Origin of the sequence: Caproiciproducens lactatisolvens, from assembly GCF_052443335.1 — a bacterium.
GTDB lineage: Bacteria > Bacillota > Clostridia > Oscillospirales > Acutalibacteraceae > Caproiciproducens.
In genome coordinates, this window is the sequence record NZ_CP195750.1 from 1,038,571 (window position 1) to 1,050,320 (window position 11,750).

14 protein-coding genes and 1 other annotated feature are annotated in these 11,750 nt (G+C 52.7%); of the genes, 6 read left to right on the plus strand and 8 right to left on the minus strand.

What is annotated here, in order from left to right; genetic code table 11:
- The first annotated feature begins 137 nt into the window (after positions 1-137).
- Positions 138-860 carry an NAD-dependent protein deacylase gene (locus tag ACRQV7_RS05055; protein WP_444659689.1) on the plus strand — a complete coding sequence of 241 codons (723 nt, stop codon included), beginning with the start codon at positions 138-140 and terminating at the stop codon, positions 858-860.
- 190 nt (positions 861-1,050) lie between these two features.
- Here the strand turns inward: ACRQV7_RS05055 and ACRQV7_RS05060 are convergent, their stop codons facing one another.
- The 5 genes from ACRQV7_RS05060 to ACRQV7_RS05080 form a co-directional block, all read right to left on the minus strand.
- Entirely contained in the window at positions 1,051-1,515 is a 465-nt protein-coding gene (locus ACRQV7_RS05060) for a DUF4358 domain-containing protein (RefSeq protein WP_444659690.1), read from the minus strand.
- Positions 1,516-1,527: 12 nt separating this feature from the next.
- On the minus strand, positions 1,528-2,385 hold the full coding sequence (locus ACRQV7_RS05065; protein WP_444659691.1) for a GDSL-type esterase/lipase family protein: 858 nt from the start codon (positions 2,383-2,385) through the stop codon (positions 1,528-1,530).
- 180 nt (positions 2,386-2,565) lie between these two features.
- The gene (locus ACRQV7_RS05070) at positions 2,566-2,889 is read right to left on the minus strand and encodes a DUF1540 domain-containing protein (RefSeq protein WP_444659692.1); all 324 of its coding nucleotides are present in this window, start codon (positions 2,887-2,889) and stop codon (positions 2,566-2,568) included.
- 79 nt (positions 2,890-2,968) lie between these two features.
- Positions 2,969-3,820 carry a flagellar motor protein MotB gene (locus tag ACRQV7_RS05075; RefSeq protein ID WP_444659693.1) on the minus strand — a complete coding sequence of 284 codons (852 nt, stop codon included), beginning with the start codon at positions 3,818-3,820 and terminating at the stop codon, positions 2,969-2,971.
- Between the two features lie 15 nt (positions 3,821-3,835).
- Entirely contained in the window at positions 3,836-4,639 is an 804-nt protein-coding gene (locus tag ACRQV7_RS05080) for a motility protein A (protein ID WP_444659694.1), read from the minus strand.
- Positions 4,640-4,933: 294 nt separating this feature from the next.
- Between ACRQV7_RS05080 and ACRQV7_RS05085 the strand changes: the two genes are divergently transcribed.
- The 4 genes from ACRQV7_RS05085 to ACRQV7_RS05100 all read left to right on the plus strand — a co-directional run bounded on the left by ACRQV7_RS05085 (position 4,934) and on the right by ACRQV7_RS05100 (position 8,544).
- Positions 4,934-5,305: an MmcQ/YjbR family DNA-binding protein gene (locus ACRQV7_RS05085; protein WP_444659695.1), complete on the plus strand. Its 372-nt coding sequence runs from the start codon at positions 4,934-4,936 to the stop codon at positions 5,303-5,305.
- Between the two features lie 47 nt (positions 5,306-5,352).
- Positions 5,353-5,619, plus strand: a binding site (T-box leader).
- A 143-nt stretch (positions 5,620-5,762) separates the two neighbouring features.
- Complete coding sequence (locus ACRQV7_RS05090) at positions 5,763-6,818, plus strand: ABC transporter substrate-binding protein (protein WP_444659696.1); 1,056 nt, start codon at positions 5,763-5,765, stop codon at positions 6,816-6,818.
- A 21-nt stretch (positions 6,819-6,839) separates the two neighbouring features.
- Positions 6,840-7,757, plus strand: coding sequence for an ABC transporter permease (locus tag ACRQV7_RS05095; RefSeq protein ID WP_444659697.1), 918 nt, complete (start codon positions 6,840-6,842; stop codon positions 7,755-7,757).
- Entirely contained in the window at positions 7,735-8,544 is an 810-nt protein-coding gene (locus tag ACRQV7_RS05100) for an ABC transporter ATP-binding protein (RefSeq protein WP_444659698.1), read from the plus strand. Before ACRQV7_RS05095 ends, ACRQV7_RS05100 begins: the two co-directional genes overlap by 23 nt.
- A gap of 92 nt (positions 8,545-8,636) precedes the next feature.
- Here the strand turns inward: ACRQV7_RS05100 and ACRQV7_RS05105 are convergent, their stop codons facing one another.
- Together ACRQV7_RS05105 and ACRQV7_RS05110 are read right to left on the minus strand one after the other, a co-directional pair.
- Positions 8,637-9,068 (minus strand): RrF2 family transcriptional regulator, encoded by a 432-nt coding sequence (locus tag ACRQV7_RS05105; RefSeq protein ID WP_444659699.1) that lies wholly within the window; start codon positions 9,066-9,068, stop codon positions 8,637-8,639.
- Positions 9,065-9,499: an RrF2 family transcriptional regulator gene (locus ACRQV7_RS05110; protein WP_444659700.1), complete on the minus strand. Its 435-nt coding sequence runs from the start codon at positions 9,497-9,499 to the stop codon at positions 9,065-9,067. The genes ACRQV7_RS05105 and ACRQV7_RS05110 overlap by 4 nt, the downstream gene beginning before the upstream one ends.
- A 288-nt stretch (positions 9,500-9,787) precedes the next feature.
- Between ACRQV7_RS05110 and cysK the strand changes: the two genes are divergently transcribed.
- Positions 9,788-10,717 carry a cysteine synthase A gene (cysK, locus tag ACRQV7_RS05115; protein WP_444660225.1) on the plus strand — a complete coding sequence of 310 codons (930 nt, stop codon included), beginning with the start codon at positions 9,788-9,790 and terminating at the stop codon, positions 10,715-10,717.
- A 50-nt stretch (positions 10,718-10,767) separates the two neighbouring features.
- Here cysK and ACRQV7_RS05120 read toward each other — a convergent pair whose 3' ends face one another.
- On the minus strand, positions 10,768-11,514 hold the full coding sequence (locus ACRQV7_RS05120; RefSeq protein WP_444659701.1) for a VanW family protein: 747 nt from the start codon (positions 11,512-11,514) through the stop codon (positions 10,768-10,770).
- Positions 11,515-11,750: the final 236 nt, after the last annotated feature.

Here is an 11,750-nt window from a genome sequence, read left to right on the forward strand (position 1 = left end):
CCCGTTTTTTTATTCCGTATTATTATAGTCGAAATCAATCCGTTATGCAAACCGGGTATTTTATTCCGGAAGAATTTTCTCTTGAAAAATTGCCGCCACAGGCGCAAAATAGAAGAAGCAAGAATGGAGGCTGTGTAATGGAACAGAATATTGAAAAGCTGCAGAGCATGATTGACGAGAGCAAACGCATTGTGTTTTTCGGGGGAGCCGGTGTTTCCACCGAAAGCGGAATCCCGGATTTCCGCAGCGTGGACGGGCTTTACCACCAGCATTACCGCTATCCGCCCGAAACGATGCTGAGCCACAGTTTTTATGAAACGCATACGGAAGAATTCTACGACTTTTACCGGGCCAAGATGCTTTGCCTGACCGCAAAGCCGAACGCCGCCCACAGAAAGCTTGCCGAGCTGGAGCGGGCGGGAAAACTGACCGCGGTGGTCACGCAGAATATCGACGGCCTGCACCAGATGGCGGGGAGCAAAACGGTCTACGAGCTGCACGGCTCCGTTCACCGCAACTACTGCCGGCGCTGCCATAAGCTTTACGACGCGGAAATCATCCTGAACAGCACGGGAATTCCGACCTGCACCTGCGGCGGCACCGTTAAGCCGGATGTGGTGCTGTACGAGGAGGGCCTCAATCAGCGCACGCTCTACGGCGCGGTGGAGGCGATTGAGCGCGCGGACATGCTGATCATCGGCGGGACCTCCCTTGCGGTTTATCCGGCAGCAAGCCTGATCGACTACTACGGCGGGGACCGGCTGGTCCTGATCAACCGCACCAGTACCCCGCAGGACCGCAACGCCAATCTGGTGATTCAGGGCAGCATCGGCGAGGTGCTTGACAAAATCAAAGTGTGACCTTGAAAGTTTGCAGATGGAAAATCGAACTCCCTTTTCTTTTGGTTCCCTCATGGACCGCAATATTTTAGCGGGAAGGTGAACAGCCGCAAAACTTCTCTTAAAGCAGAAGAAAAGCCCGGAAGAACGTGATTTTTTTCGTTCCTCCGGGCTTTTGTACCATTTCCTGCAAAAGCCGCCGCTCGGCTGTTTAGCCCTTGACCGCGGCGTCGTATATCTTGTTCAGCTCCTCGTACTGGGGCGAGACAATCATGCTGACGTAATTTCCGTTCTGGTTGACGCCGCATTTTTTCAGCATCGCGTATTCCTCCGGCAGATAGTCCTTCATTTCGGTTTCCTTCTGCTGGTAGCGGGCGTCCAGCTTTTCCTTGATCCGCTTGGCCGCGTCGGCGTCCTTTCCCTCCAGGAAGATGATCTCGTCGCCCTTGATGCCGGTCGAATCAACGTAGGCGGCGAACTGCTTGACGTCCGCGGTGTCAATTCCGTAATTCGGCATCAGGTCCTCGGCGGACAAATCCATCATTTCCTTATTGGAAACGGCCGCCTTCATATCCGCCATCACCTTAGAAAGGTCGGCCTGTTTTGTTCCGCCGCCGCACGCGGCCAGAGAACAGAGCATTGCCGCGGCGAGCAGCAATGATAGAAGCTTTTTCATCGGTATTCTCCCTTATTTTACAGTGTGTGTCAAAATGTAATCAATCCATACCTGACAGGCTTTGTCCGTAAAATGAATTCCGAGGTCGTTGGGGTCGCTGCAGTATTCGGGAATCAGGTTCCCCTCGCTGTCCCGCATGACCGACGCAACGTCAATGTAATAATATCCGTTCTTTTTGCACATTTCCGCCAGCTTCGCGTCGTAAGCGGAAAGATTCGGATTGTTCAGGGTCGTCATCTGCTGCTCCTTGATGATGGGGGTCGCGGATTGAACGAATAGTTTGGCGTCCGGGGATTTTTCCTGAATCTTCGCAAGAAGCTTGGACATGTTTTCTACGGAGCCATCGATGCCGTACAGGGCCAGGTCGTTGGCTCCCAGCATAATGTAGACCTTTTTCGCGCCCATCGCCGCAACGTTGTCTTCCAGAAGCGCCTTCTTTCCGTTATAGGCCGGGTGGATGGAAGAAGTGCCAAGGGGTTTCAGCGCGTTGCCGCTGCCCATGCTGCCGGCGGCCAGAAACTGTGCCTTTCCAAAGAAACCCGCCTCTGTTTTGCGCTTTGCGGTGACGTAGTTTTTCAGCTTCAGGGATACGGAATCCCCAATAAATACCGCGTTGTCAAGGTAGCTTGCGTCCGCCTTGGCGCTTTCCTGCACCGCGGCGGAATTTTCCGGCTGAGAGGAAGAAGGCGGCGTCTGTGAGGAGGAAGCCTCCTGTGAACTTACCGCGGAAGAAACCGCGCTTTGTATTGCGGAACTCGCGGGGGCGGCGCTGGAAGAAGCTTGCTTATTTCCGCCGCAGCCGGATAAAAGCAGCAGACCGGCCGTCAGAAGGACCAGTCCTCTCCTGCTGTAATTTTTATTATGATTCATCTTAGCACCTTCTAATCAACAAGTAAAATTAACACAAACAGTATAGCATATGTAGGACCGTATCACAACAATTGTTACAAAATATGACAGGAAGATATCCCCATCAATTCCAGATATAAAAATGGGCGGCGCCCTGCGGCGCCGCCCATCCTGTCTGTTGTTATGGGGATTTCCGAAATCCTATCTGTTTTCAAAGCTGGCGCATGCCGTTGCGGACTGTGAGTGCGGCTGGACGTTTCCGGACTGGACGCTGATTTCATTCGCGCCGCACCGCTCGTTTGAGTTAAACCGGCAGTTTTCCGCTTCACAGTAGATGTCCAGCGCCGTATTGGGAAGGGAACAGCCAACGGAGTTCTGCGCGCCTTCCGTCGCATCCAGAAAAGAAGAACAGCAGGTTTCCTCGCTGTCCCGGGCCTGACGGCCGCTGACCTGAATTTCGGGTCTGCAGCAAAAGTTGTCCCTGTTGTTGGCACAGGTCATTACGTCACAATGTAAATTTGTCATGGTCGGCACCTCTTTATTAAAAATTTCTTTTAATATTCTGTACCGACTGGGGACTTTTATACAGATGGCAGATTTCCCTTTAATTTGCCTTGCTTTCCGTTTTACCGGCAGGAGGGTTTTTGACCACGGTGATCTCTACTCTGCGGTTTTTGGCTCTGCCTTCCTCGGTCAGGTTGGAAGCAATCGGCGAAAAATGGGCGAAGCCTTGTATCGACAGCTTGTCCTGCTTCATTCCGTAGCTGACAAAGCTGTTCATCACCGTGATGGCGCGCTCCGTGGACAGCCTCCAGGAAACCTGATCGCTCGCGACGGTATGTTCACCGACGTCCGCGGTATGCCCGCTGATGGTAATATAATCAATGCGGTCGTATACCTGCGACAGGGCGCCTTCGATCTCGTGAAGCACCGATTCGCTGGAGGGCAGCATTTTGGGGCTGTCCGGAACAAACATCAGCGTGTCCTTCAGGTGGATCTTTACATAGGTGTCCGAATTGACCAGGCCGACCGAATTTTGCAGGCTGTTTTTCTGGACGTAGTTTTCCAGCACGTCGTAAACCTGATCCAGCGCGTCGGGATTTACCGCGGATCCGCCAAAGCCAGTGCCAGTACCGGTTCCCGTCCCCGTGCCTGCGCCCGTCCCTGTACCGGTTCCTGTGCCCGTTCCAGTTCCTGTGCCAGTGCCAGCTCCGGTACCCGTGCCTGTACCTGTACCGGTTCCTGCCGCGTTGGCGCTTGTGGAGTAACTGTTCCCCATCGCCGTGCCGAAATTCTCAGCCATTTTCGCGACTTTTTTTGCGTCGACAGTACTCATGGAATAGAGAATAATAAATAAAGCGAGCAGAAGGGTAATCATATCGGAATAGGTCAGAAGCCATCTCTCGCTGTTTTCTTCTTCTTCATGCTCTGAAGCAACATGCTTTTTATTAGCCATATGTTTCCCCCTGATTTATTTCTCGATACCTTCCTTATACTTCTTATCGCCGTGCGGAAATAGCTGGTAATAGACGGAAAGCTTATTTTCGATGCTGCGCGAAGATTCTCCGCGTGCGATCATGCAGATTCCCTCCGTCATCATTTCCCTTAAAATCTGCTGCCGCTTCAGAACGCCTTTCAGGCGGCTGGCAAAGGGCATATAGACAAGGTTCGCCATTACGACGCCGTACAGCGTAGCGATGAAAGCGACGCCGATGGAAGCTGTGAGCGACGCCGCGTCGGTCATGTTCGACAGTACCTGAATCAGTCCCATTACGGTGCCGATTACGCCCATGGTGGGAGAGAAGCCCGCGGCGCTGGTAAACACGGATATTTCCAGCTGCTTCTGTGTTGTGTAAGCGCGGATGTTGGATTCCAGCGCGTACTGGATTTCCTCGTCGGACTTCATGTCCAGCGCCAGCACCATGCCGGATTTTAAAACAAGAAATTCGTTGCTGTCCAGCTCAGAGTCGTTAATCAGCTCCTGCAGCTTCAGGATTCCTCCCTGCCGGCAGGCATCGGCCATAAAGGTGATTTTTTCAATGACCTTGGTTGGATCTCCCGACGATTTGTTGGAAAACGTACCGACCAGGGACTTAAACGCCGACAGAATATCGGTCAGCTTGTAAGAAAGTACGACGGCGCCCATGGTACCGCCAAAAACAATGACGAAGGGGCTCAGCAGAAAAAGGGAACTCAGCACTCCGTGCTCCAAGGTGTATCCCAGAATCAAAGCACCAAACGAAATCACAACTCCCAAAACAACTGAAATATCCAAACGAAATTCCTCCGATATCTTAAAATGCATGCCGAACAATACAGAAAGAAGCTCATTTCCAATTCGGAATAATTCTTTTATCGTATTATCCGACAGAGATGAAACCTCTTCTATACTAAATATCGACAGGATTATTTAAATATGTAGTCCCTGCGAAAAGAATGTTTTTTCTTTATATAATCTTTATATCAGCCGAATCCTCTTGACTTTACAGGAAAATCGCTTACAATTTGAATAGCTTTCGGATACATTCCGGGGAATCTTTCATGATACCTAAGGAGGAGGGGCTGCGGTATGCTGACAAAACGCGCGCTGATTGAATTTTGCCTGACATTTCCCGGCGCATATGAGGACTATCCGTTTGACGACGATCCCGGATCGGCGCAGGCGTGGGCCGTTCTGCGGCACCGGGCCAACAAAAAAGCCTTTGCCTTTATTTATGAGCGCGGCGGGGCCGTCAATATCAATCTGAAGTGCGACCCGATGTTTGCCGATTTGCTGCGCGGCGCTTATTCCGCGGTGACGCCCGCCTATCATATGAACAAGGTGCATTGGAATACCGTAAAGATGGACGGTTCCGTTCCGGAGCAGGAAATTTACACATGGATCGGCCAGAGCTACGATCTTATCAGGCCCAGAACCGCGAAAAGAAAAAATAGTGCTTGACAAGTTTCCGTGTTTTGCATATAATAGCTGTCAAAGAGAATAAAAACCATAAACCGATGATTAAGAGTAGTAGGCAGGCAGATCGCTCGCGCAGAGAGCCGCAGATGGTGGGATTGCGGAGGAGTGAGGCAGGCTGAATGGACTTATGAGGGCAAAATGAAAAGCGGAGCAGCCGGCTCTGCCTATTAGCTTTTGACGGGAACTTCGCCCGTTACCAAGGAAGCATACATCATGGAAAGTCGTGTATGGAAAAAGCGGGCGGTTTAACCGTCAATTTGGGTGGTACCACAGGAGCGAATGCTCTTGTCCCTGTTTTCAGGGGCAAGGGTTTTTTTTATTTCTAAGGGAATCCAGGTTAAGGAGTGACGGAAATGGCAATGTATGGGATACGATGGCGAGGCTGTGTCAATCAACCGCGGCAAAAACGAAACAACTTAACTTTCAGGAGGAAACGACAATGAAAAACAGATTTCATTATACAGTAAAAAAAATCATGGCGGGGATTCTTGCGGCAGCGCTTGCGGCTTCCTTTACGGCATGCTCATCCGGTACGGCGGCCAGCTCCGCGGCAAGCGCAGCCGGTTCGGAAGCACAGAGCCAGGGCGCGGCGAAAAATTTCAAGATCGGCGTCATTCAGTACGCAACGCATCCCTCGCTCGACAACTGCTACACCGGGTTTCAGGCGGGCCTGAAAGAAGCCGGACTCAAAGACGGGGACAATATCACCATTGATTTTCAAAACGCGCAGGGCGATAACGCGAACGGCGACCTGATCGCGAAAAACATGGTTTCCAAGAAATATGACATGATGATGGGAATCGCAACTCCGGCGGCCATGTCCGCGTACAGCGCGGCGAAAAGCACCGATATCCCCGTTGTGTTCACCGCCGTTTCCGACGCGGTCGCCGCGGGAATCGTCAAGTCCAACGAAAAGCCGGAAGTTAACTGCACGGGTTCGTCCGACGTGCTTCCGCTTGAGCAGCAGATCAAAATGATCCGCGCGTTCCTGCCGGATGCGAAAAAAATCGGTATTCTCTATACCACCAGCGAGCCGAATTCCGTGTCCCAGCTCGCGCAGTTCACGGAGCTTGCCCCGAAATATGACTTTGAAGTCGTCGACGTCGGCGTGACCAACGCCTCCGAGGTTGCCGCCGCGGCTGCGACGGCCGTTTCCAAGGGCGTTGACTGCATCAATAATTTTACCGATAATAATGTCGTCGACAATCTTTCCTCCGTCCTTCAGGCGGCCGGAAAGGCAAACATCCCCGTTTTCGGCTCGGAAGAGGAACAGGTGAAAAACGGCTGCCTCGCATCCCAGAGCATCGACTATGTCGCCCTGGGCAAGGAAACCGGGAAGATGGCGGCGAAAATCCTGAAAGGGGAAGCGAAGGCTTCCGAAACGCCGGTTTATATGGTTAAGGACTGCACCCCTGTCTACAACAAAGCGGTCATGGATCAGCTCGGCCTGACCCTGCCGTCGGAATACTCCGGCGCCACGGCGGTAACGAAATAACAGAAAGCTGGTAAACGCTCCATGGATATCATTCTGGGCCTGGCTGTCAATGTGCTGGAAGAGGGATTCATTTACGGGATCATGGCCGTTGGCGTATACATCACCTACCGTGTTCTGGGGTTCCCGGACCTGTCGGTCGACGGGACGTTCCCGCTCGGGGCGTGTGTGACGGCGGCGTTGATTACCGTCGGAACCGACCCCTGGCTGGCGTGCCTGGCGGCCTTTGTCTGCGGCGCCGCCGCGGGCTGCCTGACGGGCTTCCTGCACGTAAGGCTGGGAATTACCGACCTTCTTTCCGGTATTCTCGTGATGACCGGACTTTGGAGTGTGAACCTTGTCATTACCAAAGGCAGCGCGGTGATGCCGTTTTACGACAAAAACACCATTTTCAATTCCGGGTTTTCCGGCTTTCTGGCAGGCGGACTTCCGGAAAATTACCGGGTGGTGGTCATCGCGGCGGTTTCCTGCGTCATTGTGAAGATCCTGCTGGACAGGTACCTGAAGACCAAATCCGGACTCCTGCTCCGCGCTTCGGGGGACAACGCGCAGTATGTCACCTCTCTCGGCAGGAACCCCGGAACCATGAAGGTCATCGGTCTTGCCATCGGCAACGGCTGCACGGCTTTGGCGGGCAGCATTTTAAGCCAGCAGACGGAGTCCGCCAGCGTGGCCAGCGGAACGGGCATGGTGGTAATGGCGCTTGCCTCGGTGATTATCGGCACGAACCTGTTCCGGAAAATCAGGTTGATGAAAGCCACCACGGCGGCGATTCTGGGCGCCATTATTTATAAGGCGTGTCTCGTGATTGCCATGCAGCTCGGCCTTCCGACCAATTATCTGAAGCTGCTGATGGCGGTCCTTTTCACCGTCGCGCTGATATCCAACAATATGTTCATGGGGAGGGGGAAAAAGCAAAATGTCAATCCAACCCAAATCTGAGACGGGCGAAAGCTTCGTCAGTATGAAGCATATTTGTAAAACCTTCAACCCCGGTTCGGTCAACGAGGTGGTGCTGTTCACCGACTTCAATCTGGAAATTGAGAAAGAACAGTTTGTTTCCGTCATCGGCAGCAACGGCTCCGGAAAGACCACCATCCTCAACATTCTCTGCGGGAGCATCGCCGTCGACAGCGGCAGCGTTTCCGTGAACCATCAGGAAATCAGCCGGCTGAAAGAGTACCAGCATTCCAAATTCATCGGCCGTGTTTTTCAGGACCCGTCGAAAGGGACCTGTCCTGAGCTGACCATTCTGGAAAATATGGCGCTTGCGGACAATAAGGGCGGTTCCTTCGGGCTGCAGCCCGGGGTGAATAAAAGGAAAATCGATTTTTACCGTTCGCAGCTGGAGCTGTTAAAGCTCGGCCTGGAAGAGAAGCTCGATCTTCCGGTCGCCAGCCTTTCCGGCGGCCAGCGTCAGGCGCTGGCGCTCCTTATTTCCACCATGACGCCGATTGATCTTCTGATCCTCGACGAACACACCGCGGCGCTCGACCCGCGCTCCAGCGAAAACGTCATGGAGCTCACGGAACGGTTTGTCCGTGAAAAGAAACTGACGACGCTGATGGTCACGCACAATCTGAAATTCGCCGTCAATTACGGCGACCGGCTGGTGATGATGCACCACGGCGGGATTGTGGTCGATGCCGCCGGAGAGCGGAAAAACGAGCTGGCCATCAAGGACCTGACGGATAAATTCAACGAAATCAGCATTGAGGTCGGGAACTGACCTGTGACGCAGATACAATAAAATAAAGAAAAGGAACGCTCCACCGAAATGATTTCAGTCCATGGGCGTTCCTTCTTTTTTACAGACGGATATTACAGTTCCGAGCAGTCTGCGGAAAGGTGCCGGGCTTCAATATCCTTGAGCACGTCTTCGAGCGTGGTGCCGGTCAGGACCTCGTCCACACTGCGGTCAATCACATCCCAGACGTTGCGGTTCAGAAAGCTGCGGATGCTGGTTCTTTCTCCCAGATTGTCGTAAACCGACATGTCGCCCTCCAGCACGGTCATGATGTCCCGCAGGGTGATCTCCTCCGCCGGCTTCGCCAATACATAGCCGCCCTGCGCGCCCGCAATTCCGATGACGATCCCCGCGCGCTTCAGGGAAGCGAAAATACTTTCCAGATAATTGAGGGACAGGTCCTGCCGCTGGGAAATTCCGGAGAGGGAGACACAGCCCTCGCCGCTGTTCATGGCAAGATCGAGCAGGGCGCGCAGCCCGTATCTTCCTTTTGTCGAGATTTTCATGAGCGCCCTCCGTTTTCCGCGATATATTTTTCCTTCAGCTCCCGCAGGGTCAGACTGTCGGCCGTATCGGATATTGCCGCGGAAATCCGTACCCATACGTTCCGGCTGATACAGCTTGACCGTACCTTGCTTTTGCAGGCGGACAGGCTGCTCACGCACTCGACGGGCACCATATTGCCTTCCATCGCGCGAATGATTTTGCCGACGGTGATCCCGTCCTCCGGCTGATTCAGGAGAAAGCCGCCCTTCGCGCCGCGTATGGTGGACACCAGCCCGGCTTTTTTCAGACTGAAAAAGATCTGCTCCATATATGCTGCCGAAACCTGAATCCCCGAGGACAATTCCTTGATGCTCAGCAGTTTTTCATTGCCGAAGACCGCCAGATACAGCATTCCTTCCAGCGCGTAACGGCTTTTTGTAGAAAGTTTCATAGGCCACTCCTTATTTTGTAATCCCTTATTAAACATGATACTATGTTTTTATAATCGTTGCAATAAAAAATATTACTTTTCCTATTGACATTATCATATATGAGTTCTATAATAAGGTCAAATCGAATACATTACTAAATAGATATGTTTAATATTGATTGGGGGAATGTTGGTGAACCGGCTGTTCTTTCTCAGAGCGGGGCGCAATATTTATTGTTGCAGCTTGCCAAACAGGTTGATGCCCCAAAAAAATTTGTTACCTTCAATATCATGAATTAAGGAGAGATGATTATGTCTATCGCTAAAAATTTAACCGAACTGATTGGAAACACTCCGCTTTTGGAACTGACGAATTATGAAAAGGAAAAAGGTCTGGAAGCAACCGTTGCGGTAAAACTGGAATATTTCAATCCTCTTTCTTCCGTTAAGGACAGAATCGGCTACGCGCTGATCAAGGACGCTGAGGACAAAGGACTTATCAATAAAGATACCACCATCATTGAGCCGACAAGCGGAAACACCGGCGTCGGCCTTGCCTTTGTCGCGGCGGCAAAGGGCTACCGCCTGATCCTTGCCATGCCGGAAACCATGAGCGTCGAGCGCCGCAGACTGGTTGCCGCTCTGGGGGCCGAGCTGGTTCTTACTGAGGGCGCCAAGGGTATGAAGGGCGCAATCGCAAAGGCGGATGAGCTTGCGAAGGAAATTCCGAATTCCTATATTCCCGGCCAGTTTGTGAACCCGGCGAACCCGAAAATTCACCGTGAGACAACCGGACCCGAAGTCTGGCGCGATACCGACGGAAAAGTCGATATTTTTGTTGCCGGTATCGGAACGGGCGGCACCATTACCGGTGTCGGCGAATACCTGAAATCCCAGAATCCGAACGTGAAGATCGTCGGCGTGGAGCCCGCTTCTTCTCCGGTCATCAGCGAAGGGAAATCCGGACCGCACAAGATTCAGGGAATCGGCGCGGGCTTTGTTCCGGATATTCTGAACACGGACATTCTGGATGAAGTGCTTACCGTTGCCAATGAGGACGCTTTTGCAACCACCAAGCACCTCGCTTCCAGCGAAGGACTGCTTGTCGGCATTTCCTCCGGCGCCGCCGCGTTTGCAGCGACCCAGCTTGCGAAACGCCCGGAAAACAAAGGAAAACTGATTGTGGCACTGTTGCCGGATACCGGTGAACGCTACCTCTCCACAGGCGTTTTTGACTGATTCATACCTCCAAGTATCCATATACATTTCCAAAGAAGCTGCGGCAGATTTCATTCGTCTGCCGCAGCTTCTTTGTCTCCGGCTTCCAGAAACGGGGCGTACATCATGATCGCGTGGTTTTCGCAGAGATAGTCGTCCCGCAATACGGTGCCGTCAGGCCGGACGGCTTTCCGGTACAGCACGTTGTTCCGGGTGTAGCCGCCCCAGTATTCGTGTGTGATATGATGCTCCTTTTCATACACCTCATAGGCGCAGTACGGCTCTGCGGAAGAACGCCACTGCCCTTCGAGCTCGGTATCCGTAACCCGCAGGCAAAGCTGAAAAGTCGCGGAGGTCTCGTTTTTGATCATCAGGTCCCGGTAATTATAGAAACAGGTCGCGCCGCTGCCGAACGGCTGTGTGCGGCCGGAGTCCGGGAATACGTCGTAGCTGTGGCGGTAGCGCTCCGTAACGGTTAGTCCGGTATGCAGCGTCATCCAGTAAATCAGGTTGGAAAGCTGGCAGAGCCCGCCGCCAATCCCCCGCTGTACCGTGCCGCAGAACAGCACCATGCCTTCCAGGTATCCCTTGCGGCGCGTCGGCCTGCCGATCGCTTTCCAATAGGAAAGCGTTTCCCCCGGGCGGAGCAGAATGCCGTCCAGCTTTTCGGCGGCCAGCTTCAGGTTGGCAATTTTATGATACTGCAGCTGCATATCCACATCCTTCAGGCTGCGCAGCAGCGGAGTCGCGTGGGCAAAGCAAAGACAGGGCAGGGGGGCGCGGCTGAACGTACGGGCAAATTGTCCGGCATTCAGCATCCATTTGAAATACCTTTTCAGGGTAAAATATTTTATGCCGCAAAATAAGCGCAGCCTCGTGCGCTTTTTGGGGAATAATTGATTTGCGGGAGCGTATGGACTTTTCATCTTCATACCCCATCCATCTTATCATTATAATTTCATTATTGCATAAAAACACTGTTCCTGCAAGCATGATCTGTGGTACAATAAAGCCATCCCGTTCCGCGGGGGATTGTATCAAACGATCGTTGAAC

What these genes read in the sequence shown, in the direction of transcription:
- ACRQV7_RS05120 (WP_444659701.1), bottom strand. Translation starts at nt 11,514, where the DNA reads ATGCTGAATGCCGGACAATTTGCCCGTACGTTCAGCCGCGCCCCCCTG.
- ACRQV7_RS05110 (WP_444659700.1), bottom strand. Translation starts at nt 9,499, where the DNA reads ATGAAACTTTCTACAAAAAGCCGTTACGCGCTGGAAGGAATGCTGTAT.
- ACRQV7_RS05095 (WP_444659697.1), top strand. Translation starts at nt 6,840, where the DNA reads ATGGATATCATTCTGGGCCTGGCTGTCAATGTGCTGGAAGAGGGATTC.
- ACRQV7_RS05100 (WP_444659698.1), top strand. Translation starts at nt 7,735, where the DNA reads ATGTCAATCCAACCCAAATCTGAGACGGGCGAAAGCTTCGTCAGTATG.
- ACRQV7_RS05060 (WP_444659690.1), bottom strand. Translation starts at nt 1,515, where the DNA reads ATGAAAAAGCTTCTATCATTGCTGCTCGCCGCGGCAATGCTCTGTTCT.
- ACRQV7_RS05075 (WP_444659693.1), bottom strand. Translation starts at nt 3,820, where the DNA reads ATGGCTAATAAAAAGCATGTTGCTTCAGAGCATGAAGAAGAAGAAAAC.
- ACRQV7_RS05070 (WP_444659692.1), bottom strand. Translation starts at nt 2,889, where the DNA reads ATGACAAATTTACATTGTGACGTAATGACCTGTGCCAACAACAGGGAC.
- ACRQV7_RS05065 (WP_444659691.1), bottom strand. Translation starts at nt 2,385, where the DNA reads ATGAATCATAATAAAAATTACAGCAGGAGAGGACTGGTCCTTCTGACG.
- ACRQV7_RS05085 (WP_444659695.1), top strand. Translation starts at nt 4,934, where the DNA reads ATGCTGACAAAACGCGCGCTGATTGAATTTTGCCTGACATTTCCCGGC.
- ACRQV7_RS05105 (WP_444659699.1), bottom strand. Translation starts at nt 9,068, where the DNA reads ATGAAAATCTCGACAAAAGGAAGATACGGGCTGCGCGCCCTGCTCGAT.
- ACRQV7_RS05090 (WP_444659696.1), top strand. Translation starts at nt 5,763, where the DNA reads ATGAAAAACAGATTTCATTATACAGTAAAAAAAATCATGGCGGGGATT.
- ACRQV7_RS05055 (WP_444659689.1), top strand. Translation starts at nt 138, where the DNA reads ATGGAACAGAATATTGAAAAGCTGCAGAGCATGATTGACGAGAGCAAA.